The following is a 26,708-nucleotide window of genomic DNA, read 5'->3' on the forward strand; positions in this document are numbered from 1 at the left end:
TGGGGGGGGGGGGGGGGGGGGGGGGGGGGGCGGCGGGGCCCGCCCCCCATGGGGGCGCGGGGGGGGGGGCCCCCCCGGGGGTTGGGGGGGGGGGGGGGGCGGCTACCCCCCCCCCCCCCCCGCCCCTTCCGCCGTCCCCTCCCTCACCACCCCCCACCGCCCCATGAGGGGTGACAAGGGTTTTCCCCGTATCGGGTTCACCCCCCCGTTGCCTACTGTCCTCCGCACCGGCAGATACCATCCTCCGACCCGCACCCTGACAGGTGCATGTGGAGGGTGGCATCCGCCGGTGACGGCCTTGACCCGGGCCGTCGCGCCGGTGGCGGCGCATGGGCACCCCAGCCCAGGGACCTGCGGACCGCGACCCCACTTCGCCCCGTGCGCCCCGCGCCGCCGCCACTGCTCCGCAGTTACGTCGTGATCGAAAGGGCCACACCTTGAACGGTTCCAGGCGGAGACTCATATCCGTGGTCGCGAGCGCCGCGATACTCGGCGCCGCTGCCACCACCTCCGGGGCGTTCGCCGCCGCCCCGGGCGCGGCCACCCCGAAGCCCGCCCCGGCTTCGCAGACGATGCGGGCGCTCCCCAGCGCCCCCGTCGAGAAGGTCATCGTCACCTACAAGAACCAGGCCGCCGAGGCCGGTTCCAACACCGCGGCGAAGAGCGACACGGCCGAGAAGGCCGCGAAGACGGGCGAGAAGCTCTCCTTCGAACGCCGCCTCGCGGGCGGTGCCGCCCTCGTCGACCTGGGCGGCGGGACCACCCCGCAGGACGTGACCGAGGTCATGGCCGCCTTCCGCGCCGACCCGTCCGTCGCCTCCGTCGAGCCGGACATCCGCGCCTACGCGATGGCGGTCACCCCGAACGACACCGACTACGCCAGGCAGTGGGACCTCTTCGAGCCCACCGGCGGCATGAACGTTCCCGCGGCCTGGGACAAGACGACCGGCTCCGGCGTCACCGTGGCCGTCATCGACACCGGCTACGCCGCCCACTCGGACCTGGCGGCCAACGTCGTCGCCGGATACGACTTCATCTCCGCCTCCGCCGACGCCCGCGACGGCAACGGCCGTGACGCGGACCCGAAGGACGAGGGCGACTGGAACGCCACCGACAACGAGTGCGGCGTCGGCTCCAAGGCCTCCACCTCCTCCTGGCACGGCACCCACGTGGCCGGCACCATCGGCGCCGTCACCGACAACACCAAGGGCATCGCGGGCATCGCGTACAACGCGAAGATCCAGCCGGTGCGCGTGCTCGGCAAGTGCGGCGGCTCGTCCTCCGACATCGCCGACGCCATCACCTGGGCCTCCGGCGGCTCCGTGCCGGGCATCCCCGCGAACGCCAACCCGGCGAAGGTCGTCAACCTGAGCCTGGGCGGCGCCAGCTCCACCTGCCCGAGCGTCTACCAGACCGCGATCAACGGCGCCGTCGCACGCGGCACCACCGTCGTCGTCGCCGCGGGCAACAGCAACGCCAACACCTCCGGCTTCACCCCCGCCAACTGCGCCAACGTCATCACCGTGGCGTCGACCAACCGCGACGGCAGCCGCTCGTACTACTCCAACTTCGGCACCCTCGTGGACGTGGCCGCGCCCGGCGGCGAGACCCGCCGCGCCACCGACACGCCCGGCACCGTCACCACTCCCGAGAACGCCATCTACTCCACGCTGAACTCGGGCACGACCACCCAGTCGGCCGAGAACTACAAGCCCTACCAGGGCACCTCGATGGCGGCCCCGCACATCGCCGGTCTCGCCGCGCTGCTCAAGTCGGCGAAGAGCACCCTGACCCCGGCCCAGATCGAGACCGCGATCAAGGCCAACGCCCGTCCGCTGCCCGGCACCTGCACCGGCGGCTGCGGCAGCGGCATCGCCGACACGGCCAAGACCGTCGACGCCGTCACCGCCACCCCGCCCGCGGGCACGGTCTTCACCAACGCGACCGACGTGACGGTCCCGGACAACACCACGGTGACGTCCTCGATCGCCGTCACCGGTCGCGTCGGCAACGCGCCCGCCGCCCTCAAGGTCGACGTGGACATCAAGCACACCTGGCGCGGGGACCTGGTCGTCGACCTGGTCGCCCCCGACGGCACGGTGCGCAACCTGAAGGCGTCCGCCTCCTCGGACAGCGCCGACAACGTCCTGGCCACCTACACGGTCGACGCGTCGAGCGAGGTCGCCAACGGCACCTGGAAGCTCCAGGTCCGCGATGTGGCCACGGGTGACACCGGTTACATCGACTCGTGGAGCCTCACCTTCTGACGCATCGCGTCCCCCACAGAACCACCCCCCACATCAGCATCACCGCTGGTCAGCGACGCGCTCGTGGTCCACACCACGGGCGCGTCCTGGCGTCCGCGCCCACCGGACGGCCGGGGCGCCCTGTCCGTATGCCGGACAAGGGGCCTGGACTCCGCCGGTGGGCTCCGTATTCTCAGCCCACGGGGCCCACGGGCCGGGCCCCCGGGGCGGAGGGGATGACCAGTGGCGACAGCTCCGTACCCCGTTCCCCGCCCCACGGGTACGGCGCCGGGACCGGCGCCCGTCGGCCGCGAGGAACTCCTCGCCCGGCTCGAACGCGCCCTCGCCGCCCGGGGCCGCGCCCTGCTGACCGGCCCCGCCGGAGTCGGCAAGACCGAGGTCGCGTTCGCCGCCGCCGGCCGCGCCGAGGCCCGCGGCGAGACCGTCATCTGGCTGGCGACCCTGCCCTCCGACCGCGAGATACCCGGGGCTTCGGCCGCCGCGCTCGTCGCCTCCGTCGGGGCCACCACGGTCCGCCCCGACTCCGGTCCCGACCCCGGCGCCCACCCGCCCGGGACCCCCGGGGTCCTCGCCGGACTCCCCGGCCCGCAGCGCACCGCCGTCGCCATGCTCTGCCGCGAGGCGCCCCTCGCGGCGGGCGGCTGGGACCCGATCGCGCTGCGGCTCGGCATCGCCCAGATCCTGCGCGCCCTCACCCTCCGGGGCCCCGTCCTCCTCGTCGTCGACGGGGCGCAGCACATGGACGCCGACAGCGCCGACCTGCTCCGCTCCGCCCTCCATCTGGCGCCGCCCAGCCTGCGGGTGGTGGCGGTCGAGACCCCGGAGCCGTACGCGGAGGCGGGCGGGCCCTACCGCGAACCCCACCGGACAGAGGCCCCGTACGCCACCCGGCTCTGGGTTCCGTCCGAGGCGGACGTCCTGCTCGTGCCGCCGCTGCACGCCGACGAGATCGCCGAACTCCTCATCCACCACCGGCTTCCCTCCCGGATGGCCGGACGCATCCACCGCGCCAGCGGCGGCAACCCCCGGCTCGCGCTCGCCGTGGGCCGTTCGCTCGCCGACGCCCGGACCCCCGTGCACCACGCCGAGGCCCTCACGCTCTCCGGCCGGGCCCGCGACCTCGCCCGCCAGCTCCTCGGCGCCGCGCCCCCCGCCGTCCGCGAGACGCTGCTGCTCGCCGCCCTCGCGCTGCGCCCGTCGGCGGCCCTGGTACGGCGTGCGGGGCGGTCCAACGCCGAGGCGGACCTCGCGGCGGCCGAGCGCGCGGGTCTGGTGTCGCTCGCCGAGGACGGCTCCGTCTCCTTCACCGCGGGGCTGCTGCCCTCCACCCTCGTGCACGACGCCTGCTGGGCCGAGCGGAGCGCCGGACACGCGGCCCTCGCGGAGGTCGTCGACGATCCCGTCGAGGCGGTACGGCACCGGGCCCTCGCCACCGATCGTCCCGACGAGGACCTGGCCGCCGAGGTCGCCGCCGCCGCCGACCTGGCCCGCCGCCGGGGCAACAGCGCGCTCGCCGCCGAACTCGCCCTGCTGGCGGCCGAGTCCACCCCCGGGCGGGACGGCACCCGGCGGATCGCCCGGCTCGTGGACGCCGCCGAGGAGGCCGCCCGCGCGGCCCGCGCCGACCTGGCGATGCGGGCCGCCACCGATCTGCTCGCCCGCGACGCCGAACCCGCCGACCGGGTCAGGGCGCGGCTCGCCGTGCTCGACACGGCGGGGCAGGGCCTCACCGGACTCGACGAGATGTACGTGCACGCCATGGAGGACTCCGAGGAGGACACCGCGCTGCGGGCCGCCGTCCAACTGCGCCTGGCCATCAAGTACGTGCTGGCCGACGGCGACCCGGAGCGCTCCAGGACCGCCGCCCTCGAATCGGCCGCGCTCGCCGCCTCCACCGGTGACCCGCGCCTCGCCGCCCAGGCCCTGACCGTTCAGGCCCGGATGGAGCGGGCCCTGGGCTCGCCCGACACCGAGGCCGTCCTCGCCCAGGCCCGCGCCCTGGAACTGGCCGAACGCCCCCTCGGCATCCGCAACGCCGCCCAGATCCTGACGATCCGTCACGCCCTTTTCGACGACCGGCTGTCCGACGCCCGCGACGAACTCGGCGCCCTCCTCCCGCTGGTGCGGCGGCGCGGCTCCGTCGAGGACGCCATCGAGCTCTTCCGCACCCTCGCCGAGATCGAGTCCCGGATCGGCCGCTGCCCCACCGCCCTCGCGCACGCCGGACAGTCCCTCGCCCTCACCCTGGAGGCCGGCCTCTCCCCCGGCCCCGCCTGGTACGCCCTCGCCCTCGCGGAGACCGCGGGCGGCAGCTTCGCACGGGCCGCGAGCTACGCCCGGCGCAGTGTCCAGGCGTCCGAGGAGGAGGGCGACCGGATCTTCCTCTCCCGCAGCCGGTACGCGCTCGGCCGGGTCCAGCTCGTCAACGGGGACGTCGCCGCCGCCCTGGAGACCCTGCGGCGCGTCCAGGCCGACGAGCGCGCCCAGTCGACCGTGGACCCCTCGATGCTGCGCTGGCACGAGGAACTGGCCGAGGCGCTGCTCGCCACCGACGCGGGCGACGAGGCCCGGACCCTCCTCGAAGAGGTACGTCCGGTGGCCGCCCGGCTCGGCCGGAACACGGTGCTGCTCGGCTGCGACCGGGTCCACGGGCTGTGGCTGGCCGCGGAGGGGCGGACGGACGAGGCGGCGCAGTCGCTCACCAGGACGGCCGAACGGTTCGGGCGTGCCGGGCTGCCCCTGGAGCGGGGGCGGGCCCTGATCGCGCTGGCCCGGGTGGAACGGCGCAGACGGCGCAGGTCGGCGGCGCAGGGCGCCCTGTACGAGGCGGCGACCGTGTTCGAGCGGGCGGGGGCGGCGCCGTGGCTGGCCCTCGCCACCGAGACCCCGGCGGGTGGCGCCGCAGAGGGCCCCGGGCCCGGCTCGGGGAGCGAGGAGGCGCTGCCCGGGATCTCCGCGCTCACGGAGGCGGAGCTGCGGCTGGCCCGGCTCGTCGGGCAGGGTGCCAGCAATCAGGAGGCGGCGGCGAAGCTGTATCTGAGCGTGAAGACGGTGGAGGCGCGGCTCACCCGGATCTACCAGAAGCTCGACGTCCGTTCACGGGCGCAGTTGGCGACGGCCCTGCGGCCGTGAACGGGCGGTGCGGGGGCGGGGCATCGCCCTGACACCGGCCCCCCGAGTGCGCACCGGGCCGGGCGGAGCAGACCTTCCGGAGCCGGGGTCCTCCCTCTGCGGGCGCACGGCCCGGGACGCGCCGCCGGAGCCCGGAGCCCGGAGCCGCACGGGAGCCTCCTTCCACGCCCCGCCGGGACACCCTCACACCCCGGCGACAACCACAGTTGTCGATACTGCCGCGCGTGAACTAAAGTTTCCATATGGTGACGCCTGAGATCACTCCCGAAGAGCGCTCCGCGCTCGACAAGGCCCTCCTCGACGCCCTCACCCCCCTCGCCTCGGCCCTGCGCGCACGCGCCACGGGCCTGCCCGAGGAGCGCGTGTGGAGCGAGGACCCGGTCGAGGTGGCCCTGTCCGTGCTCGCCACCTGGAAGGTGGTGGACACGCGGGTCGGGCATCTCACCGCGACGGCTGCGGGCACCGCCGGGGCCTACGGGGCGAGTTACGAGCGGCTCGGCGCCGCGTGGGGCATCACCCGGCAGGGCGCGCGCAAGAAGTGGCCCGACGCGGTCGGACGTGGGCCGGTCGCTCCGGTCGTACTCGAACTCTTCGGCGGTCGGGCGGAACTGATCGACGATCAGCCCTCGGGGCGATGGCGGTGGACGGGCCTGGGCGCCGACGGCACCCGGGGCGCCGCCGACCCCGGGACACCGTCCGCGACCAAGGAGGAAGCCGCCGCCTACGCGGGCGCCTTCCTGCGGGAGCACGGCACGGGTCCGGTTCAGGACCCGTCGGGGAGGAGCAGCGCGTAGGTCCCCCGGGCCCGGGTGCCGTCGGAGAGGCGCCACTCGGCCTCCACCCGGCCTCCGGCGGTGGGGGTCGCCTCCGAGCCGGGCCTCAGACGGCGGCTCAGCCGCAGGGTCGGGGCGGCTCCCCCGGCACGTACGACCACATCGGTGTGGCCGGGGCCGTCCACGACTCCGGCCGGTTCCGCGTCGGACGGGCCCGTCGGTGCGGCGGCCGTCACGGTGACGGTGGGGTCGACGGCATCGCTGAGGTTCTGGTCCTGGGCGCGCGTCCGGCCGGTGAGGAGGGCGTACAACTGGGCGACGAGCACCGGGTCGTGGGCGCCGTCGTAGATCCAGCGGGTACCCAGGACGCCGTGCTCGGAGGTCCCGACGAGCGCGTGCCCGGCGCCCGGCAGGGGTGCCGCCCGATAGGTGAGGGGGACGAGGTACGCGGCTCCGTCGCGGTCGGTCACCGCCATGAACTCGATGCCGACCTCGCCCGCCGGGTCGTCGAGCCGGAAGCCCCCGGCCTTCGCGGGACTCGCCTCCGTGCCCGTGAACCACTCCCGGCCGGGGAGCCACGCGGCGAGCAGCTCCAGTTTGGTGGGCCGCATGGTGGTCTCGTGGATGACGGCCATCGCGTCTCTTCTCCCTCGCCTCGTGGCCCCGGGCTTCCTGGGTGCGGGGCCCGCGCAACGTAACAGACCGGTCCGGGGCCGCCGCGCGCGCCGGGCCGCCCCGGCCTAGCCTGGGAGGTGGAGTTGTCCCCGGTCGGCAGGAGGGCCGCCGTGAGGTACTCACGTACATGCCGCAGACGCGTCTGCGCGGGCATCGCGGCTCTCGGGATCTTCGCCGCGCCGCTCGGCACGGGCGCCGCTTTCGCCGCCGAACCGCCCGCCCCGGGAACGGTCCTGACGAGTTCCTCCCCGGCGGCGCGCGACGACTTCCCGCAACTGACCCCGGCGGTCGCCCAGCAACTCGACCGGGCCGTACAGGACGTGATGAAGCAGACGGGCGTGCCCGGTGTGACGGTCGGCCTCTCCGCGCCGGGCAAGGGCACGTACATCCGTTCCTTCGGCGTGGCCGACAAGGAGACCCGGCAGCCGATGGACCCCGGTCTGTACATGCGGATCGGCAGCGAGACCAAGACGTTCACGGTCACCGCCCTGCTCGAACTCGTCGACCAGGGCAAGGTCAAGCTCGACGACACGATCTCGCGGTACGTGGACGGGGTGCCGAACGGCGACCGGATCACCCTGCGGAACCTCGCGTCGATGCGCAGCGGACTGTTCAACTACTCGGCGGACGACGGCTTCTACAAGGCGTTCACGACCGATCCCGAACGGCCTTTCACCCCGCAGGAGTTGCTGGACTACTCGTTCAAGCACCCGGTGAAGTTCCAGCCGGGCGCCGAGTTCGACTACTGCAACACCAACCTGATCCTGCTGGGTCTCGTCGTGGAGAAGGCCGGAGGGATGCCGGTGGACGAGTTCGTCCAGAAGAACGTCCTGGACCCGGCGGGTCTGCGGCACACGGTCTTCCCGACGGACGCCGCCATCCCCAGCCCGCACGCGCACGGCTACACCGATCAGACCGCGTCCGGCAAGCTGGAGGACGCCACCGACTGGAACCCGTCCTGGGGCTGGGCGGCCGGAGCGATGATCTCCGACCTCCAGGACCTGCGGACCTGGGCGAGGGTGGTCGCCACCGGGACCCTCCTCAGCCCCGCGACCCAGGCGGAGCGGCTGCGCACGTATCCGACGGGGGTGGCCGGAGCGGGATACGGGCTCGGCATCTTCGACATCCAGGGGTGGATCGGGCACAACGGCTCCCTGCCGGGGTACCAGTCGCTGACCATCTACCTGCCGGAGTCCCGGGCGACCCTGGTCGTCCTGCTCAACACCGACGTCACCCACGAGGGCAGCGCGCCCAGCACCCTCTTCGGCCAGGCGATCACCCGGATCGTGACCCCGGGGCACGTCTACGACATTCCCCATCCGGCGGCGCCGAGCACGGGCTGACGGCCCCTCCGGCGCTCCGGGCCGGGGCCGACCCTCCTGGTAATGTCCGAAATGCCCTTTAGTTTCGTATGTTGCTCGCGGTACGCAGCCGTGCCGCCGCACCGCACCACGGGAGCACGAATGACCGGTGGACCCGAGCCCATCAGCGCTGACGCCCGCAAGGGCCTGGAGCGGGAACTCGCCGACCTGCGCACCGAGCGCGAGGCCGTCGCCGTCACCCTGCGGGACGGCGGCGGCGACCAGCCGGGCGACCACGCGGACCAGGCCGACGAACTCGAACGCGTCACGGAGCTGAACCGGCTGGACCTGCGCATCGACGAGATCCACGGACGCCTCGCCGAGGCCGCGACGGCCGGGGCACCCCGTACCGACGCGGTCGGCGTCGGTACCAGCGTGACCGTGCGGTTCGAGGACGGCACCCGCACCACGGTCCGCATCGGCGAGGACGCCGTCGTCCTCGACGGAACCGTCGTCACCGTCGACAGCCCGCTCGGCGGCGCCCTGCTCGGTCACCGGGCCGGTGACACCGTCTCGTACCTGACGCCCGAGGGCCCGGCGACCGCGGTCGTCCTGTCCCTGGGCGGCTGACCGGATGGCGGACGCCCGCCCCCAGGACGGACACCCCCTCGGGGGACATCCCCGGGACGCCCGCCCCGAGGACGGACGCGCGGAGGACGGCCCGACCGGGCCCCCGTACGAGGAGCACGGGCGGGAACGGGCCGAACGGGCCGACCGCAAGGGCGGGCCGGGCCACACGGTCCTCCTGGCGCTGGCCCTCGCGGTCCCCGTCACCAAGGTGGCCTACACGGTCGGCGGCGGGGACGCCGTCCGGGACGTCTTCGCCGGAATGGAGCTGTCGAACTGGCCCGACGTCCTGATCGGCATGGTGATCACCGATCCGCTGCTCGGCTCGGTGCTCGCCGTCGTCGTCTCCCGTGTCGTCTTCGCCCTGTTCGCGGCGCGCGGCTCCGTCCCGCTCGGCGGCGGGTTCGCGGGAGCCGCCCGGCGCGCGGCGCTCACCCTGGTGAACCCGATCGCCGTGGGCGTGATCGACGCGTGTCTGTTCGGCCCCTGGTGGGGCCTCGCCACCGGACTCACCGCGTACGCGCTCCGCCAGGGCGTCGTCGTGGAGTACCGCACCGGACGGCGCCGTTCGCACCGGCACCGGAGCGGCCCGGGGCCACGGAGCGCCTACCGGCCGCCCCGCTGGCTGCGCCGGGCCGCCGGGTGCGAGCGGTGGGTGGCGCTGGGCCTGACCGTGGCCGTCCTGCCGTTCCTCGCCTTCGTCTCCGCGCTCGACGGCCGGGCCTGGACGTCGGTCGTCGAGTGCCGGGTCACGGACGGCACCCGCACCCGGAGCGACCGGCTGATCGAACTGAGCCGCGAGGGCGACGGGGTGGTCGGCTGGAACCTCGACTCCGGCCAGATCTCCAACGGTCTCGCCTGCACGAGCACCGGCAGCCTCTTCGTGCGCGAACCGTGGTGGCGCCGCTGAGCGGGGCCCCGCGCGCCTCAGGGTTCGAGGACGACCACGGCCTCGTCGGTGTACGCGAGGAACGTCAGGGTCTCCTGGAAGTACAGCCGGACGCTGTCCGCGTCGTGCCCGGTGTAGCCGATCGCCAGGTCCTGTCCGAGACGCAGCTCGAAGTCGCCGCCCCGGGTGGACAGGACGAAGCCGCCGCTGAGCGCCGGGGCCCAGATCGGGGAGCCGTCCAGCATCCGGGTGAGGTGCGCGGCGATCGGATAGCCGTGGTCGGAGGTCTCGCTGACCGCCCGGTACTCGTCGGGGCCGAGGAGCAGGGCGTACGGTCCGTCGACACCGGCGAGGCGCAGGGCGGTCAGTGCCCGGCTCACCGCGTCGGGGTAGTCGCGCGGTTCGGCGGGCAGCCGCACCACCGGGTTGGACGACCGGGTGCGCAGCCCTTCGACGCCCGCCGCCCCGTACCCGTCGAAGATCGTCCGGTCCTCGACGAACGCCATCGCGCGGGCCGCGTCCTTGACGGGCTGCCAGTCGGAGTCCTTGGAGCCGCGCTCGACATCGTCCACGGCGGACCGGGCGACGGTGAACGGCACTCTGATCTCGACCAGGGGTTTCGACTCGCGGAGCCGGGCGGTGACACCGGGGGCGGGCGGGCTCATGTCGGTGAGGTGTCCGGTGCCGACGGCGGAGAGTTCCGGCCCGGCCGGGTCGGGCACGTCGACGACCCGGCGCCCGGCCACATGGCGCCGGAAGGTGCGGCGGGCCTCCTCCTCGATCTCGGCCCAGGCCTCTGCCGTGATCGGGGCGAGTTCGCGGTGCAGATTGGTCGTGGCGGGTCCGTGGTGGACGTGACTGGTGGCCTCGGGGGTCGTCATGGGGGCTCAGGCTCCTTTCAGGCCGCCGATGCCGAGGGTGTCCCCCGGGCGGGCGGCGTCCGGCGGCGCGGCGGGCAGGTCGTCGAGGAAGTCGGCGCTCGGCACGAAGAACAGGTTGCCGGTGACGGCCCGGGAGAAGTCGAGGATGCGGTCGGTGGTGCCCGGCGGGTTCCCGAGGAACATGTTCCGCAGCATCTGCTCGGTGACGGAGGGGGTCCTCGCGTACCCGATGAAGTACGTGCCGAACTCGCCCCGTCCGACCTGCCCGAACGGCATGTTCGCGCGGACGATCTGCCGGGAGACGCCGTCCTCGTCGACGATCGTGTTCAGCGCGACGTGCGAGTCGGCCGGTTTGACGTCGTCGGGCATCTCCACGTTCGCCGCCTTGCTCCGGCCGATGGCCCGTTCCTGCTGTTCGACGGTGAGCGCGTCCCAGGCGGCGATGTCGTGCAGGTACTTCTGCACGACGACATAGCTGCCGCCCCGGAAGCCGGGGTCCTCGTCGCCGATGTGGACGGCTCCGGTCGCGGTGGTGCCCATGGGGTTCTCGCTGCCGTCGACGAAGCCGAGGAGGTCGCGCTCGTCGAAGTACGTGAAACCGTGCACCTCGTCCACGACGCTGACGGCGCCGCCGAGCCGGTCGACGATCAGCCGGGCCAGCTCGAAGCAGAGGTCGGGGCGCCGGGCCCGCAGGTGGAACAGCAGGTCGCCGGGGGTGGCCGGGGCGCGGTGCCGGGGGCCGTTCAGGGCCGGGAAGGGGTGCAGTTCGCGGGGGCGCGGGCCGCCGACGAGCCGGTCCCAGGCGTCGGAGCCGATCCCGGCGACACAGGTGAGACCGGCGTCGCGCAGCCGGAACGAGACGGAGCGGGTCAGGCCCGTGAGGTCCTGGAGCGCGTCCCTGACCGTGGCCTCGCCACCGGGGTTGACGGTGGCCACCAGGAACACGGCGGCCCGGGTGGGCGGCGTGACGACGGGCTGGACGACGACCATGGCGCTCCCGGCCGGACGGTGATCAACGAGGCTCCCGATCGCTCGCACACGCGAATGCCGACAGGGCCCACACCCGCAAGTGACCGCAAAAGGGAAGAAGAGGACAGCGTCAGCGTAGGCGCGGGGCTTCGCGCGCGCAGCACGGGGATCGGCCGGGTGGCGGCCCCGCCCGTGTCCGGAGCCTGCCGGGGGACGCTGTCCCCTCCCCGTACGGGGAGCCGGGTGACGCGCTTTGAGCACCGGCCGGGAAGCGGTACGGCCGAGTCCTTCGGCGCCCCGCCGCCGTACCGGTGCCGGAGCCGGGGCCCTGACACCGGGAACCTGACGCCGGGCACTTCAGGGTCGCGCGGCCGGGGGCGGGTGCCCCGGGCACCCCGTGGGGAACCCGTACGGGGTGGCCGTGGCAGAGTCGTACGGGGCAGCCGGGAGCGGTACGCCCGTCATCACGCCCGGGGCAGTGCTCCGAGGAGAGGAGCGGACCATGGGCCGAGTGACCGTACGGCGGCGGGTCCTGCGCGTACGGGAGGGTGACGCCTCCTACCGTCCGGACACCCTGGCCGCCGAGGAGCCGATGGAGATCCGTGTCGGCGGGCGCCCGCTGACCGTGACGATGCGCACCCCGGGGGACGACTTCGACCTCGCCGTCGGGTTCCTGGTCAGCGAGGGTGTGGTGCACCGCGCCGCCGACGTGGCCGGGATCCGCTACTGCGCGGGGGCCACCGCCGACGGCGGCAACACGTACAACGTGGTCGATGTCGCACTCGCCCCCGGGGTGGCCGCCCCCGACGCCTCCCTGGAGCGCAATTTCTACACGACGTCCTCGTGCGGTCTGTGCGGCAAGGCCAGCCTCGACGCGGTCCGCACCACGGCCGCCTGGTCGGTCGCCGAGGACCCGCTGCGGATCGGTACGGAGGTCCTGGCGGCCCTCCCGGACCGGCTGCGGGCGGCCCAGCGGGTCTTCGACGCGACCGGGGGGCTGCACGCGGCCGGGCTCTTCGACGCCGGGGGCGAACTGCTGTGCCTGCGGGAGGACGTCGGCCGGCACAACGCGGTGGACAAGGTCGTCGGGCACGCCCTGCGCGAGGGGCTGCTCCCCTTGCGCGGATCGGTTCTGATGGTCAGCGGCCGGGCCTCGTTCGAGCTGGTGCAGAAGGCGGTGATGGCCGGTGTCCCGCTGCTCGCGGCGGTGTCGGCGCCGTCGTCGCTGGCCGTGGACCTCGCCGCCGAGAGCGGGCTGACCCTGGTGGGCTTCCTGCGCGGCACGTCGATGAACGTGTACGCGGGTGACGAACGGCTCCACCCGGTCCCGACGGCCTGAGACCCGAACCCCGAGGGCGCGTACGGGATGTCCCGTAGGGCTCCGGGGACCCCCTTGGGGGACATCCCGTACGGCTCCGGGGACCCTTGCGGGATGTCCCCCACGACTCTGGGGGTACGTACGGGACGCGTCCCGTACGTACCCCGGGACGGGCGAGCCCCGGAGCCCCGGCAGGGGTCTGCCGTGCCCAGGGGCGGGCCGATCGGGTCAGGCGGCCGCCGCGCCGCTCTCCGCCGGTTCCTCGCCCGCGTCCGGGTCCGCGTCCGCGCTCCCGCCGCCGTCCGTCGGCGCGGGCCTCCGGACGGTGCAGTGCAGCGAGTCGTCGATGACGTCGGCGACGATCGTGTCCCCGGGATCGGCCTCGCCGCCGAGGAGCAGGGAGGCGATCCGGTTGTCCAGCTCGGTCTGGATCGTGCGGCGCAGCGGACGCGCGCCGAACTCCGGCTGGTGGCCGTGGGCGACCAGGAGCTTCTTCGCCGCCTCGGTGACCTCCAGGGTCATGCCCTGTGCCCGCACCCGGTGCTTGCTGCGGTCGAGGAGGTGGTCGACGATCTCCGACAGGTCGTCCTCGGTGAGGCTGTGGAAGACGATGATGTCGTCGATGCGGTTGAGGAACTCGGGCAGGAACCGGCCCCGCAGGTCCTCCATCAGCTCGTCCTTCAGCTCGGCGGCGTCGCCCTCGTGCGCGAGGATGCGGTGCGCGCCGATGTTGGACGTCATGATGACGACGCAGTGCCGGAAGTCGACCGTGCGGCCCTGCCCGTCGGTGAGGCGCCCGTCGTCGAGGATCTGGAGCAGGGTGTTGAAGACGTCGGGGTGCGCCTTCTCCACCTCGTCGAACAGGACGACGCTGTACGGGTTGCGGCGCACCTTCTCGGTGAGCTGTCCGGCCTCCTCGTAACCGACGTATCCGGGGGGTGCCCCGACGAGCCGGGCGACCGTGTGCTTCTCCTGGAACTCGCTCATGTCGAACCGGATCATCCGGTCCTCGTCGCCGAAGAGGAGGTCGGCGAGGGTCTTGGCGAGTTCGGTCTTGCCGACGCCGGTCGGGCCGAGGAAGAGGAAGGAGCCGACGGGACGGTTCGGGTCGCCCATGCCCGCGCGGCTGCGGCGCACCGCCTCGGAGACGGCGGTGACGGCCTCGTCCTGGCCGACGATCCGGGCGTGCATCTCCTCCTCCAGCCTGAGGAGCTTCTCCTTCTCGCTGGCGGTGAGCTGGGAGACGGGGATGCCGGTCCGCCGGGACACGATGTCGGCGATGTCGGAGGCGGTGACGGAGACGACGCCCTCGCGGCGCTCCTCGATCCCGGCGAGTTCGCCCTCGACGTCGGCGATCTCCCGCTTCAGTCCTGCGGCCTTGTCGAACTGCTCGGCGGCCACGGCCTGGTCCTTCTCGCGCCGCAGCTTCGCGAGCCGGTCCTCGCGGCTGACGACCTCGGTGGAGCGGGCCGCGCCGCGCAGCCGTACGCGTGCGCCCGCCTGGTCCATCAGGTCGATGGCCTTGTCGGGCAGGAAGCGGTCGCTGATGTACCGGTCGGAGAGCTCGGCCGCCGCCGTCAGGGCGCCGTCGGCGAACCGGACCTGGTGGTGGGCCTCGTACGCGTCCCGCAGTCCTTCGAGGATCTGTACGGTCTCCTCGACCGTGGGCTCCGGGATGAGCACGGGCTGGAAGCGGCGTTCCAGGGCCGCGTCCTTCTCGATGTGCTTGCGGTACTCGTCGATGGTGGTGGCGCCGACGACGTGCAGCTCGCCCCGGGCGAGGGCGGGCTTGAGCATGTTGCCCGCGTCCATCGAGCCCTCGCCGGTGGCGCCCGCGCCGACGACGGTGTGGAGTTCGTCGATGAAGACGATGACGTCGCCGCCCGCGTTCTGGACGTCCTCGATGACCTTCTTCAGCCGTTCCTCGAACTGGCCCCGGTACTGCGCCCCGGCCACCATGCCCGACAGGTCCAGGGAGACGACCCGTTTGCCCTTGAGGGTGGCCGGGACCTCGTCGGCGACGATCCGCTGGGCGAGGCCCTCCACGATGGCGGTCTTGCCGACGCCGGGCTCGCCGATGAGGACGGGGTTGTTCTTGGAACGGCGGGAGAGGATCTCGATGGTCTGCTCGATCTCCTCGGCCCGGCCGACGACCGGGTCGAGCCTTCCGGCCCTGGCCTCCTCCGTGAGGTCCCGGCCGAACTCGTCGAGGGTCGTCGCGGGCTGCTGGGGGGCGCTCTGGGCCCCGCCCTCGGGACGGGCCGCCCGGTCCGCGAGGCCACGGAGCTTCTCCACGTCCTGGCCGTCCGCGCCCAGCAGGCGGGTCGCACCGGAGTCCGAGTCGTCGAGGAGGGCGGCGAGGATGTGCTCGGGGCCGATGTACGACACGCCCGCCTGCCGCGAACGCCCGTAGGCGGCGGCCAGGGTGCGCTTCGCGGCCGGGGTGAGCCCCGGTTCCGAGGAGGGTTCGCCGGACTCCCTGGGCAGCACCGCGTCGAGCTGCGCCGCGAGCGCCTCGGGGTCGACGCCGACCTGGGAGAGGAGCCGCCGCGAGGGATCGACCTGCGTCGCCGCCCACAGCAGGTGCTCGGTGTCGAGGTCGGAGGTGCCGTCCTCCTCCGCCTTGCGGGTGGCCAGGCTGAGGAGTTCGTGCGAGGACTCGGTCAGCAGCCGTCCGATGGGGACGCGCTGCACGGCCGGGGGCGACGACGCGGGCGACATCCCGAAGAACCGGTTCAGCATGTCACTGAACGGATCGGACGAACCAAGGGGTGAACCGAACGCCATCGACATGTCAGCTCCAGGGACGCGAAGGGGGGTCGTACCCACTCAAACCCGGTCGTTCGGGCTCCGCAACCGGAATGGATCTCAGGGATTCCACGGCGGTACGGGCCCACGGGAGCCCTCGGAAGCACTGCCGGTACGGCCCCGGACCCACGACCGCGAGCGGGCGCGGGCAGGCCCGCGACGGTGACTGCCCGGCGGGGACCACGGGCCCGGCGGAGGCGGCAGGGGCGGGCCCGGCGCCTGCGACAGGCCGGACGGAGCGACGGGCCCGACCCGGGTCGGGCGCCCGACCGGGGTCGGGCGACAGGGCAGGCGGAGTGACGCGCGTGGCAGAAGCTGACGAGGCGGGCCGGGGGCGGCGGGGCCGACGAGGGCGGGCCGGGGCCCGTGGGGGCGGCGGGGCCGACCCGAGCCGCGAGCCCCGCCCGAAGGGAGCCCGGCCTCCGTGGCCGGGCACGGGCCCGGCCACGGAGGCCGGACGCGGAGGTGTGCGCCCACCGCCCGGTCACCTCGTCGACGACCGACCGCTGTACGGATGGCCCCCGGGGCCGGTTACCGCCAGTCGTCCCAGGGCGGCGGCTCCTCCGCCTCGTCCATGTCGTAGGGCGGCTCCTCGTCGTACGGAGCGTCGGCCGGAAGCGCCTCGGCACGGGCGGGGGCCCCGGCGGAGGGACCAGCTCCGTTCCCCACGGCGGCCCTGACGCCGGTGACGGCTGCCGTTCCTGCGGAGGCCCCGCTCCCGGTGGCCGTCTCCGCTCCGGCGGGGGTCCCGCCGCCGGTCGCTCCGCATTCCGCGAGCGCGCCGAGGACGCCCTCCGCGTACTTGGCGAGCTTGGCCTCGCCGACCCCACCGACCGTGCCCAGTTCCGCCACCGTGCCGGGGAGCTGCGTCGCGATCTCCCGGAGCGTCGCGTCGTGGAAGACGACGTACGCCGGTACGCCCTGCTCGCGGGCGGTCGCCGCCCGCCAGGCGCGGAGCGCCTCGAAGACCGGCGCGGCGGCGGCGGGCAGGTCCACCGGCACCCGGGCGCCCTTGCCGGTGCGCGCCCCGGACTCCTTGCGGGCGGCGGCCGGGGCCTTCTCCTTCCGCATGGTGACGGTGCGGTGTCCGCCGAGGACCTCGCCGCTGCCGTCGGTGAGGACGAGGGTGCCGTAGTCGCCCTCCACCGCGAGGAGGCCCTGCGCGAGCAGCTGCCGGACGACGCCCCGCCATTCGGCGGTCCCCAGGTCGGCGCCGATGCCGAACACCGAGAGCCCGTCGTGGTCGAACTGGATGACCTTGGCGGTCCGCTTGCCCTGGAGGATGTCGATGATCTGGCCCGCGCCGAACTTCTGGCGCCGCTCCTTGGCGAGCCGCCACACCGTGGACAGCAGCTTCTGGGCCGCGACCGTGCCGTCCCAGGACTCGGCGGGGGTCAGACAGGCGTCGCAGTTGCCGCAGGGCCCGCTCTGCTGCCCGAAGTAGGCGAGGAGCCGCACCCGGCGGCAGTCGACGGTCTCGCAGAGCGCGAGCATCGCGTCGAGGTGCTGGGCGAGGGAGCGCCGGTGCTGTTCGTCGCCCTCGGAGCCGTCGATCATCTTCCGCTGCTGGACGACGTCCTGGAGGCCGTACGCCAGCCAGGCGGTGGCCGGTTCTCCGTCGCGTCCGGCGCGACCGGTCTCCTGGTAGTAGCCCTCGACGGACTTCGGCAGGTCCAGGTGGGCGACGAACCGCACGTCGGGCTTGTCGATGCCCATGCCGAAGGCGATCGTCGCGACCACGACGACGCCGTCCTCCCGCAGGAACCGGGACTGGTTCGCCGCACGGGTCCGGGCGTCCATGCCCGCGTGGTACGGCACGGCCGCCACGCCGTTCTCCACGAGGAGCGCGGCGGTCTTCTCCACCGAGGAGCGGGACAGGCAGTAGACGACTCCGGCGTCGCCGTCGTGCTCGGTCCTGATCAGTTCCAGCAGCTGCTTGTGCGGGTTGTTCTTGGGGACGATGCGGTACTGGATGTTGGGCCGGTCGAACCCGGCGACGAAGTGCCGGGCCTCCTCCAGACCGAGGCGGGCGGCGATCTCCCGGTGGGTGGCCTCGGTGGCCGTCGCCGTCAGCGCGATCCTCGGCACCTTGGGCCAGCGCTCGTGCAGCATGGACAGGGCGAGGTAGTCGGGCCGGAAGTCGTGGCCCCACTGGGCGACGCAGTGGGCCTCGTCGATCGCGAACAGCGACACCTTGCCCCGGTCGAGGAGCCGCTGGGTGCCCTCGGTGCGCAGCCGCTCGGGGGCCAGGTAGAGCAGGTCCAGCTCATCGGCGAGGAAGGCCTGCTCGACGGCCTGCCGCTCGTAGGTGTCCTGCGTCGAGTTGAGGAAACCCGCCCGGACGCCGAGGGCCCGGAGCGCGTCCACCTGGTCCTGCATGAGGGCGATCAGCGGGGAGACGACCACGCCCGTGCCGTCCCTGACCAGCGCGGGGATCTGGTAGCAGAGGGACTTGCCGCCGCCGGTCGGCATCAGGACGAGGGCGTCGCCGCCGTCGACGACCTGCTCGATGATCTCCTGCTGCTCCCCTCGGAAGGAGCTGTAGCCGAAGACGCGCTGGAGCACCCGCGCCGCGTCGGAGATCTCGGAGGATTCGTCGGTGAGGAGCATTCGTCCAGCCTATAGGCCGCCGGGGACACTCCGGCGGCCCCGACGGAACCTGTGGACAACCCGGCCGGAGGACCGTACCGGGCAACTGTGCGGGGCCCGTACGGCGTCTTCCCGTACGGTACGGGCCGGACCGCACCGGCCACCATGACGCCCCTGCCGGGGGAACAGGAACGGGACAGAGCATGAGCGACAAGGCGCGCGTCCTCTTCGACGCGCTCGACCTGGACCAGGACGGCGCCCTCACACGGGTCGAGGTGATCAACGCCCTCCGGGCGAAGGGCCCGACCCTCGCGGCGCGGGGGGTGATCCCGTTCTGGGGCGTGGGGAACGACGACGACGCGTCGGCGCTGTTCGACGAGGCGGACCGGAACGGGGACCGGGTGCTGACCTTCGAGGAGTTCGCCGCCCTCGTGGACCGCCGTTTCGGCTGGTGATCCGATCCGGCCGGAAAGGCCGGAAGGGCGAACCCGGGCGGGCCGGAGGGGCGGTCCCGGACCGCCGGAGGGCGGTCCGACAGGCCGGAGGGGCGGCGCCGCGCGGGGAACGCGGTGCCGCCCCTCCGGGACGACGGTCGGCCGACCGGGGGCCGTACGGGTCAGGAGATCTCGGGGAGGAGCCCGGTGACCGGCGCGGCCTGGTCGGTGAGCTGGCGGAGCTGGCCCAGGTCGTGCAGCCCGTTGAGGCCGTTCAGCTGGCCGGCGATCCCGGGGTACTGCGCGCGGGACTCGGCGGGGAGCCCGGTGGTGGCGAGCGCGTCGAGTTCGGCGACGGGGTTGATCGGGGGGCCGAGCGGGCTGGTCGCGGCCTGGGCGGCGGAGGCACCGCCGAGGCAGGTGAAGGCGGCGGCCACGGCGAGGAGCGAGGTGATGCGTCGTGTAGAGGTCACACCCTCACAACGGCCCGCCCCGCCGTCGGACACGGCCGCCCCCGGCCCCGGCCGCCCGAAAGGACCACGCCACGGGCTCGACGCTCCCGTAGGGGCGCGCCTCAGCGATCCCGTACGGCCCCGCCCGCGTCCCCTGCGGGAGCGGCCGTGTCCCCTACGGGAGCGTTCGCGTCCCGTACGGGGGCCGCCGGCTCCCTCACGGGGTGCCGGCTCATGATCGAGACGCGGTTGAAGGCGTTGATGGTGATCGCCACCCAGATGACGGCGGAGATCTCGTCGTCGTCCAGGGCGGCGCGGGCCTCCTCGTAGGCGCGGTCCTGCGCGAGGCCGTCCGCCGGGTGGGTGGTGGCCTCGGCGAGGGCGAGGGCGGCGCGCTCCCTGGGGGTGAACAGTTCGGTCTCCCGCCAGGCGGGGAGCACGCCGAGGCGCCGGGGCGTGTCACCGGACCGGAGCGCGGCCCGGGTGTGCACGTCGAGGCAGGAGGCGCAGCCGTTGATCTGCGAGACGCGGAGGTTGACCAGTTCCACGAGGATGCGGTCCAGGCCCGCCCGCGCGGCTTCGGCCCGGACGGTTTCGGCGGTCCTGAGCAGCGCCTGATAGCTCGCCGGGTGCTGCTTGTCGAGGTAGACCCGTCGGCCGTCGGTGGCCCGTGTCACGTCCGTCACGATGTGCTCCTTCGCCGTCCCCGTGCGCTTCACGGGTTCTGGAGCTATGATCACCCATAATTGTTGAAAACGAAACTACATCTCTCGTGGAGAAACAATCAGGAAAGGGGTCGGCCATGTCCGACACGGAGGTCGAGATCCTCACCGCCCGGGACGTCCCGCTCGGCGGACCGCGCGCCATGACCGTACGCCGCACCCTGCCCCAGCGGTCCAGGACCCTCATCGGCGCCTGGTGCTTCGCCGACCACTACGGGCCCGACCGGGTCGCCGAGTCCGGCGGGATGGACGTGGCGCCCCACCCCCACACCGGCCTCCAGACCGCCAGCTGGCTCTTCACCGGGGAGATCGAGCACCGCGACAGCCTCGGCACCCACGCCCTCGTACGGCCCGGCGAGATCAATCTGATGACCGGCGGACACGGCATCAGCCACACCGAGGTCTCCACCCCCGGCACCACCGTCCTGCACGGCGTCCAGCTCTGGGTCGCCCTCCCCGAGGAACACCGCCACGCCCCCCGCGACTTCCGGCACCACGCGCCCGCGCCGGTCCGGCTCGACGGCGCCGAACTCCGCGTGTTCCTCGGCACCCTCGCCGGGGACACCTCCCCCGTCCCCACCTTCACCCCGCTGCTCGGCGCCGAACTCCTCCTCGACCCCGGCGCCACCATCACCCTCGACGTCGACCCCGGCTTCGAGCACGGTCTGCTCGTCGACGAGGGCACGGTACGGCTCGCCGGAACGGTCCTGGACCCCGCCGAACTCGGTTACGTCGCCCCCGGCCACGCCACCCTGACCCTGACGAACGAGTCCGGCCACCGGGCGAGGGCCGTCCTCCTCGGCGGCACCCCGTTCGAGGAGCGGATCGTGATGTGGTGGAACTTCATCGGCCGCACCCACCAGGACATCGTCGAGGCGCGGGAGGAATGGGAGCGCGCCTCCGACCGCTTCGGCCACGTCGAGGGCTACCCGGGCGACCGGCTCCCGGCCCCCGTCCTCCCGAACGCCTCCCTCACCCCGCGCGGCAACCCGCCCCGCACCTGAACCCCGCTCCCCACCCACCCCGAAAGGCACCCCATGAGCGAGCAGACCGGCGCCCCCGTCGTCCGTGACGTCGAGGCCCGCCACCGTTACGAGATCCTCGTCGACGACCGGCGCGCGGGCCTCACCGCCTACCGGGACCGCGACCGGCAGCGGGTCTTCTTCCACACCGAGATCGACGACGCCCACGCCGGGCAGGGCCTCGCCTCGATCCTGGTCGAACAGGCGCTCACCGACGTCCGCGCCTCCGGCAGGCGGCTCGTCCCGGTCTGCCCGTACGTGGCCAAGTTCCTGAAGAAGCACGAGGAGTTCGCGGACATCACCGACCCGGTGACCCCCGAGGTCCTCAGCTGGCTGGAGGCACAGCTCGCCCGCTGAACCGGGCCCCCGGGGGCCCCTGAATAATGGGCCCCCGGGTTCCTCCGCGCGCGAGCGGCCGCGACCCGGCCGACCGGGAGGAACGAGTACCGATGACACCGATGGCACTGACGGCGGGCCTGCGCGTACGGCTGACGACCGACCTCCGGCTGGGCGGGGTCACCCGGGACGACGGATCCCCGGCCGGATTCCTGGCCGTGGCGGCGGGCACCGAGGGCACGGTCGAGCGGGTGCGCACGTACGAGAAGCGGTGGAGCGCGGACGCCCGCGAGTACGAACGGCTCAAGACGCTCCTCGACGACTACGGACCCCAGATGCCCCCGGAGAGCCTGGCCCGGCTGGAGGACCAGGTCACCTCCCTGAAAGCCGCGTGGACGGCCTTCCAGCAGGAACGGAACCGGGTGACCGCCCGCGTCCGCCTCGACAACGGCCTCGTACTCGACGAGACCCCGGAGGACGCCGTCGTGCGGGTGTAGACGGCGGAGAGCGCCGACGGGCCCGTGGCCGCACGGGCCCGTGCTCGGAACAGGGCTTCCACCCCGCCGGGCCGCCGATGACGACCGGCCTCGGGAAGCGTCCTACGCTGTCGGGCCGTCGTCGCGGCCGGATCCGCAGGGGGCCAACTCATGGAGCACCGCTCCGAGCCGGAGAACGGGAAGGACGCGGTGCCCCGGTACACCCGGGACATGCGGGAATCACGCCGCGCCGTGCGGGAGGTCATGCGCTCCGATGTGCCCGACGCCCGCCTCGGCCCGGGAGTGACCGTCGTCCTCCTGATCGTGGTCGCCGGTTCCGCCGCCGGACCTCGACGGGCCCCGGTCGTCGCCGCTGTCTTCGGGGCCTGGTTCCTGCTCGCGCCGACGGTGGTCCACACCTGCGGCGGGCGCGGCGGGGACGCCGTCCGACGGGCCTGCACCGCCACCTTCGGCTGGGGCCAGTGGTTCTGAACGCCCTTCGCCGCCCGACCGTTCACCTCGGCCCGACCATGAGCGATGAGCTCATGGTCCCCACCCGCCCCTGAGGGACGGCACCACGGCGGAACGCCCCCTGCCCTCCGGGGGTGGCTGCCTCGGCGGGTACCCTTCAGCGGGCCGGTCCGGGGCGGACGGCCCGTCCGCTGCCCTCTCTCCGCCCGCTCCCGACGACCTCACGAGGGCCGACCCGATGCGACCGCTCCGCGCGAACCGCCCCGCCTCACCGGCCGTGGGCGCGCTGCGCGGGGTGCGGGCCGGGACGCTCGCGGTGCTCTGCGTCCTCCTCCCCCTCGTCGGCCACGCGCTGTCCCGGGGCCACACGCCTCCCTGGCTCGTGACCCTCGTCGCGGCGGCCGTCGCCGTGCCCGGAGCCGTCTTCGTCACCCGCCGCAGGCTCACCGACACCCAGGTGATCGGCGCCCTCACCGCCTCCCAGCTGGCCTATCACGGGGCGTACTCCCTGCCGGGCGCCTGCGCCGCGATCGTCGATCCCGGCGGCTCCGCGACCGGCTCCCCCTGGCTCGTCGAACACGGTGCCACCGGTGGTCCCCCGTCCGGCGTGCTCCTCGCCGGACACCTGGTCACCGTGCTGATCGCCGCCCGGCTGCTCGGCCTCACCGAACGCCTCCTGTGGCAGGCCAGGCCGCTCCTGGACGTCGTCCACCACACCCTGCTCCTCCTGTGGCGGCCACTCGTCGTCACCCCCGGCACCGGCCCGCGCCTCACCCTGCGCCGCAGCACCTCGGTGCTGCGCTCCGCCCTGCTCGTACGCCCGCACCGGGGCCGCGCCCCGCCTCGCCCGTACGCCCCCCTTCTCTCCCGACCGGCGCCGACCGGCGGCCCCTGCGTGCTCTGACGAGGCGACGGGGGCCCCACCGCCGGTCCCCCACCGCCCGGTGGCCCCTGCCCACCGGCACCCAGCAGAGAGCTTCCCCACCCATGGACGCCTTCCCCCGGCGCGCCGCCCGTACGGCCGCGCGCGCCCTCACCGTGCCGCTGGCCCTCGGCACGGTCGCCCTCGCCGCCCCCCTGGCGGCGGCCCACACCGGCCTGGAGAACAGCAGCCCCGAGCGGAACACCTCGCTCGGCGCGCCCCCTGACCAGGTCGTCCTCACCTTCACCGACCCCATGGCCCAGAAGTACGCGCAGGTCGCCGTGACCGCGGCCGACGGAACCACGGCCGCCCTCGGCGCGCCCCGGGTCAGTGGCCGTGAGGTCTCCCTGGCCCTGCGGCCCGACGCCCTCGCGGGCCGGTACACCGTCGGCTACCGCGTGGTCTCCGCCGACGGCCATCCGGTCTCGGGGTCGTACACCTTCACCGTCGAAGCGTCACGGCAGACCCAGCAGGCACGACCGACGCGGCCTCCCCGACCGGAGAAGCCCACGAGTCCAACACGGCCGACCCCACTGACGCGGCCGACGACCACGGCTGCCGGTCCGAGCGCCGCCGGACCCTCCGCCGCCGGTACGGAGACCAGCGCCCCCACCGACTCCGGAAGCCCCACCGGAACTGCCGCGTCCGGCCGCCCCGCCCCTGGTCAGGGCTCCTCCCCCGGCACCCCCGCCGTGCTCGCGGGCGCCGGTCTCCTCGCCCTCGTCTGCGCCCTCGGCGTGTTCGCGGCCCGGCGCCGGAGGACCCGCAGTGGCGACTGAACCGACCGCTCCCCACCATCCGGAAGCCCGCCGCACACCGCGGCTCCCCGCCGTCCTCACGGCGGCGCTGCTCCTCTGCCTCACCGTCGCCCTCCTGGTCGTACGGACCGGGGGCGGGGCCGGGTCCGCCGTGCCCGGCATCGAGGACGCCGGGCCGGTCACGGCCTGGGGCCTGCCCCTCGCGCGGGCCCTCGGTGACGTCTCCGCCGTGGCGACCGTCGGCGCGCTGCTGCTGGTCGTCGTGCTCCTGCCCGGCGGGCGACGGCTCGATCCGGTGCGGTTGCGGTATCTGACCTGGGCGTCGGCCACCGCGAGCGGCTGGGCCGTGGCCTCGGCCGCCACGCTCGTGTTCACGCTCTCGGACCTGTTCGCGCGGCCCGTGGGCGCGGTCCTGTCCCCGGCGACGGTCGCCGACTTCGTCCTCACCGACGCGCGGGGGCGGGCGTACGCGCTCTCCGGCGCCGCCGCGGCCCTGCTCGCGACCCTCTGCCTCGGCATCGGCACGTCCCGCTGGGCACGGGCGGCCCTGCTGCTCGCGGTCGCCGGGCTGCTGCCGCCCGCCTTCACCGGCCACTCCTCGGCGGCGGGCGACCACGACGCGGCCGTGACCAGCCTCGCCCTGCATCTGGTCGGCGCGGCGGTCTGGGCCGGCGGGCTCCTCTTCCTCCTGGTGGTCGTGGCCCGCCGGGAGCCCCGGGCGGTCGACGCGGCCCGGCGGTTCGGTCCGCTCGCCGCCTGGTCGCTGCTCGCGGTCGGGGCCAGCGGCCTGGTGAACGCCGTGGTCAGGCTCTCCGTCACCGAGCTGTTCACCACCGGGTACGGACTGATGGTGCTGGCCAAGGCGGTGGCGCTCGCCGTCCTCTGCGGCATCGGCCTCCTGCACCGCAGGCGTACCCTCCCGGCGCTCGCCTCCGGTTCACGGTGGGCGTTCGTCCGGCTGGCCGCCGGGGAACTGCTGGTCATGGCGGCGGCGACCGGTCTGGCGGTGGGCCTCTCCCGCACCCCCGCGCCGGGGGCGGCGGGCGCGCCGCGGAGCCCGGCCGAGGAACTGCTCGGCTTCCCCGTGCCGCCACCGCTGGGTGACTTCCCGTGGACCCCGCTGTTCACCGAGTGGCACTTCGACCCGCTGTTCGCGTTCGGTACGGGGGCCGCCGCGCTGCTGTACCTGGCGGGGGTGCGCACACTGCGCGCCCGGGGCGACCGGTGGCCGGTCGGTCGTACGGTCTCCTGGCTGGCCGGTCTGGCCGTGACGGTGTTCTCGACGATGAGCGGGCTGGCCGTGTACGGCAAGGTGATGTTCGCCGTGCACATGGGCCAGCACATGGTCCTGGCGATGACCGTGCCGATCCTGCTGGTCCTGGGCGCTCCCGCGACCCTGGCGCTGCGCGCGCTGCCCAAGGCTCCCGGGGGCGAACCGGACGGGCCCCGCGAGATGCTGGTGAAGCTGCTGCACAGCCGCTACGTGAGGGTCCTCTCGCATCCCGTGGTGGCGAGTGTCCTGTTCATCGGCAGTGCGTTCGCGGTGTACTTCACGTCGTTGTTCGAGACCTTGATGAGCAGTCATCTCGGGCACGTGGTGATGCTGACGCACTTCCTCGGCACCGGGCTGCTGTTCTTCTGGGTGATCATCGGTGTCGACCCGGGACCGCGTCGTCCGCCGCACCTGGGCAGGCTCTTCGTGCTCATCCTGACGATGCCGTTCCACTCCTGGTTCAGCATCTCCCTGATGAGTTCGACCGATCTGATCGGCGCGGGCTGGTGGGAACGGCTCGACCGGCCGTGGGTGCCGGACGCGCTGGCCGACCAGTACGACGCCGGGGCCATCGCCTGGGCCACCGGCGACATCCCGGTCCTGCTGACCACCGTGGTCCTCGCGATCCAGTGGGTGCGGTCCGACGCCCGGGAGGCCCGGCGGGTGGACCGCCGGATCGACCGTGGCGGGGAGGGTGATCCGCTGGCCGCGTACAACGCGTATCTGGCGGGTCTCCACGCCCGCGACCGCCGCGCCGCACCACCCGCCCACCGCCCCGCACCCACACCCACACCCACACCCACACCCACACCAGCACCAGCACCAGCACCAGCACCAGCACCAGCACCGAAGCCTGAGTCCGCTCCCTCCCCGCTGCTCCCTTCGGCCTCTTCCGGCGCCCCTTCCCCCTCCCGTACCACGTCCCCCACCGAGGAATCATGAGCAAGCTGAAGAAGAACCTGATCGTCGCCGCCGTGCTCGCGGCGGCCTTCGCCGCCGCGTTCGGCTCGTTCCTGCTGCTGAATCCGCAGGGCAGGACCGACGGCGGTCTGAACGCGACGCCCGCCGCCGAGGTCCTGCCCGTGCGCGGGGACAGTCACCGGCTGACCACCCCGCGGCGCAGCGAGCTGACCGTCGTGGAGTTCCTGGACTTCGAGTGTGAGGCGTGCGGCGCGTCGTACCCGGTCGTGGAGAAGCTCCGTGCGGAGTACGGGGACCGGGTGACGTTCGTCGTCCGCTACTTCCCCATGCCCGGCCACCACAACGCCGAGTCGGCCGCCCTGGCCGCCGAATCCGCCGCCCGGCAGGGGAAGTTCGCCGAGATGTACGCCCGGCTCTTCGCCACCCAGCGCGAGTGGGGCGAGGCGAAGGAGTCGAAGGCGGACGTGTTCCGTTCGTACGCGCGGGAGATCGGCCTGGACCTGCGGGCGTACGACACCGCCCTCGCCGACCCGCGCACGGCCGAGCGGGTGCGGGCCGACCAGCGGGACGGTCTGGGCCTCGGGGTCCAGGGCACCCCGACGTTCCTGGTGGACGGGATCAAGATCGCGACCCCGCCCACGTACGAGGCGTTCAAGGCACTGATCGACGCCCGTCTCGCCCGCTGATCCCGC

General features: G+C 74.0%; 23 protein-coding genes. 16 read left to right on the forward strand and 7 right to left on the reverse strand.

The window, feature by feature from the left end:
• The first annotated feature begins 572 nt into the window (after window positions 1–572).
• The 3 genes from ACIO92_RS02245 to ACIO92_RS02255 all read left to right on the forward strand — a co-directional run bounded on the left by ACIO92_RS02245 (window position 573) and on the right by ACIO92_RS02255 (window position 6,193).
• The gene (locus ACIO92_RS02245; protein WP_366446344.1) at window positions 573–2,267 is read left to right on the forward strand and encodes a S8 family serine peptidase; all 1,695 of its coding nucleotides are present in this window, start codon (window positions 573–575) and stop codon (window positions 2,265–2,267) included.
• A 222-nt stretch (window positions 2,268–2,489) separates the two neighbouring features.
• On the forward strand, window positions 2,490–5,399 hold the full coding sequence (locus ACIO92_RS02250) for an AAA family ATPase (protein ID WP_366446343.1): 2,910 nt from the start codon (window positions 2,490–2,492) through the stop codon (window positions 5,397–5,399).
• A 242-nt stretch (window positions 5,400–5,641) separates the two neighbouring features.
• Window positions 5,642–6,193: a hypothetical protein gene (locus ACIO92_RS02255; RefSeq protein WP_401236332.1), complete on the forward strand. Its 552-nt coding sequence runs from the start codon at window positions 5,642–5,644 to the stop codon at window positions 6,191–6,193.
• Here ACIO92_RS02255 and ACIO92_RS02260 read toward each other — a convergent pair.
• Complete coding sequence (locus tag ACIO92_RS02260; RefSeq protein ID WP_402281204.1) at window positions 6,163–6,807, reverse strand: 1,4-alpha-glucan branching protein; 645 nt, start codon at window positions 6,805–6,807, stop codon at window positions 6,163–6,165. The two genes, ACIO92_RS02255 and ACIO92_RS02260, sit on opposite strands and share 31 nt — an antisense overlap.
• A 150-nt stretch (window positions 6,808–6,957) precedes the next feature.
• Here ACIO92_RS02260 and ACIO92_RS02265 point away from each other — a divergent pair, with 150 nt between their 5' ends.
• The 3 genes from ACIO92_RS02265 (at window position 6,958) to ACIO92_RS02275 (ending at window position 9,685) form a co-directional block, all read left to right on the forward strand.
• A complete protein-coding gene (locus ACIO92_RS02265) occupies window positions 6,958–8,190 on the forward strand; it encodes a serine hydrolase domain-containing protein (RefSeq protein WP_366446340.1) in 1,233 nt (410 codons plus the stop codon).
• 120 nt (window positions 8,191–8,310) lie between these two features.
• A complete protein-coding gene (locus tag ACIO92_RS02270) occupies window positions 8,311–8,778 on the forward strand; it encodes a GreA/GreB family elongation factor (protein ID WP_366446339.1) in 468 nt (155 codons plus the stop codon).
• A 4-nt stretch (window positions 8,779–8,782) separates the two neighbouring features.
• Window positions 8,783–9,685, forward strand: coding sequence for a hypothetical protein (locus ACIO92_RS02275; protein WP_402281201.1), 903 nt, complete (start codon window positions 8,783–8,785; stop codon window positions 9,683–9,685).
• 17 nt (window positions 9,686–9,702) lie between these two features.
• Here the strand turns inward: ACIO92_RS02275 and ACIO92_RS02280 are convergent, their stop codons facing one another.
• The gene (locus ACIO92_RS02280) at window positions 9,703–10,545 is read right to left on the reverse strand and encodes a family 1 encapsulin nanocompartment shell protein (RefSeq protein WP_401239687.1); all 843 of its coding nucleotides are present in this window, start codon (window positions 10,543–10,545) and stop codon (window positions 9,703–9,705) included.
• A gap of 6 nt (window positions 10,546–10,551) precedes the next feature.
• Window positions 10,552–11,535 (reverse strand): Dyp-type peroxidase, encoded by a 984-nt coding sequence (locus ACIO92_RS02285; protein WP_366445111.1) that lies wholly within the window; start codon window positions 11,533–11,535, stop codon window positions 10,552–10,554.
• 481 nt (window positions 11,536–12,016) lie between these two features.
• Between ACIO92_RS02285 and fdhD the strand changes: the two genes are divergently transcribed.
• Window positions 12,017–12,853 carry a formate dehydrogenase accessory sulfurtransferase FdhD gene (fdhD, locus tag ACIO92_RS02290; RefSeq protein ID WP_401239681.1) on the forward strand — a complete coding sequence of 279 codons (837 nt, stop codon included), beginning with the start codon at window positions 12,017–12,019 and terminating at the stop codon, window positions 12,851–12,853.
• Between the two features lie 207 nt (window positions 12,854–13,060).
• Here the strand turns inward: fdhD and ACIO92_RS02295 are convergent, their stop codons facing one another.
• Together ACIO92_RS02295 and recQ are read right to left on the reverse strand one after the other, a co-directional pair.
• Window positions 13,061–15,625, reverse strand: a complete 2,565-nt coding sequence (locus ACIO92_RS02295) for an ATP-dependent Clp protease ATP-binding subunit (RefSeq protein ID WP_366445109.1) — start codon at window positions 15,623–15,625, stop codon at window positions 13,061–13,063.
• A 546-nt stretch (window positions 15,626–16,171) separates the two neighbouring features.
• Window positions 16,172–18,250, reverse strand: a complete 2,079-nt coding sequence (gene recQ, locus ACIO92_RS02300; protein ID WP_366445108.1) for a DNA helicase RecQ — start codon at window positions 18,248–18,250, stop codon at window positions 16,172–16,174.
• Window positions 18,251–18,432: 182 nt separating this feature from the next.
• Between recQ and ACIO92_RS02305 the strand changes: the two genes are divergently transcribed.
• Window positions 18,433–18,684, forward strand: a complete 252-nt coding sequence (locus tag ACIO92_RS02305; RefSeq protein ID WP_366445107.1) for an EF-hand domain-containing protein — start codon at window positions 18,433–18,435, stop codon at window positions 18,682–18,684.
• Window positions 18,685–18,845: 161 nt separating this feature from the next.
• Here ACIO92_RS02305 and ACIO92_RS02310 read toward each other — a convergent pair whose 3' ends face one another.
• Both ACIO92_RS02310 and ACIO92_RS02315 read right to left on the reverse strand, forming a co-directional pair.
• On the reverse strand, window positions 18,846–19,136 hold the full coding sequence (locus tag ACIO92_RS02310) for a hypothetical protein (RefSeq protein WP_351790758.1): 291 nt from the start codon (window positions 19,134–19,136) through the stop codon (window positions 18,846–18,848).
• 101 nt (window positions 19,137–19,237) lie between these two features.
• Complete coding sequence (locus ACIO92_RS02315; protein WP_366445106.1) at window positions 19,238–19,801, reverse strand: carboxymuconolactone decarboxylase family protein; 564 nt, start codon at window positions 19,799–19,801, stop codon at window positions 19,238–19,240.
• Window positions 19,802–19,917: 116 nt separating this feature from the next.
• Between ACIO92_RS02315 and ACIO92_RS02320 the strand changes: the two genes are divergently transcribed.
• The 8 genes from ACIO92_RS02320 (at window position 19,918) to ACIO92_RS02355 (ending at window position 26,702) form a co-directional block, all read left to right on the forward strand.
• Complete coding sequence (locus ACIO92_RS02320; RefSeq protein ID WP_402281197.1) at window positions 19,918–20,841, forward strand: pirin family protein; 924 nt, start codon at window positions 19,918–19,920, stop codon at window positions 20,839–20,841.
• Between the two features lie 33 nt (window positions 20,842–20,874).
• On the forward strand, window positions 20,875–21,216 hold the full coding sequence (locus ACIO92_RS02325) for a GNAT family N-acetyltransferase (protein ID WP_401239667.1): 342 nt from the start codon (window positions 20,875–20,877) through the stop codon (window positions 21,214–21,216).
• A gap of 92 nt (window positions 21,217–21,308) precedes the next feature.
• Window positions 21,309–21,692: a hypothetical protein gene (locus tag ACIO92_RS02330; RefSeq protein WP_366445103.1), complete on the forward strand. Its 384-nt coding sequence runs from the start codon at window positions 21,309–21,311 to the stop codon at window positions 21,690–21,692.
• A 210-nt stretch (window positions 21,693–21,902) separates the two neighbouring features.
• Window positions 21,903–22,163, forward strand: coding sequence for a hypothetical protein (locus ACIO92_RS02335; RefSeq protein ID WP_402596681.1), 261 nt, complete (start codon window positions 21,903–21,905; stop codon window positions 22,161–22,163).
• A 217-nt stretch (window positions 22,164–22,380) separates the two neighbouring features.
• Window positions 22,381–23,046 (forward strand): hypothetical protein, encoded by a 666-nt coding sequence (locus ACIO92_RS02340; RefSeq protein WP_401239663.1) that lies wholly within the window; start codon window positions 22,381–22,383, stop codon window positions 23,044–23,046.
• Window positions 23,047–23,129: 83 nt separating this feature from the next.
• Window positions 23,130–23,843, forward strand: a complete 714-nt coding sequence (locus tag ACIO92_RS02345; protein ID WP_402281193.1) for a copper resistance protein CopC — start codon at window positions 23,130–23,132, stop codon at window positions 23,841–23,843.
• Entirely contained in the window at window positions 23,833–26,037 is a 2,205-nt protein-coding gene (locus ACIO92_RS02350; protein WP_402281191.1) for a cytochrome c oxidase assembly protein, read from the forward strand. The genes ACIO92_RS02345 and ACIO92_RS02350 overlap by 11 nt, the downstream gene beginning before the upstream one ends.
• Window positions 26,034–26,702, forward strand: coding sequence for a thioredoxin domain-containing protein (locus tag ACIO92_RS02355; RefSeq protein WP_366445098.1), 669 nt, complete (start codon window positions 26,034–26,036; stop codon window positions 26,700–26,702). The genes ACIO92_RS02350 and ACIO92_RS02355 overlap by 4 nt, the downstream gene beginning before the upstream one ends.
• The last annotated feature ends 6 nt before the right edge of the window (window positions 26,703–26,708 follow it).

The organism is Streptomyces sp. NPDC087215, assembly GCF_044744885.1.
Taxonomy (GTDB): Bacteria; Actinomycetota; Actinomycetes; order Streptomycetales; family Streptomycetaceae; genus Streptomyces.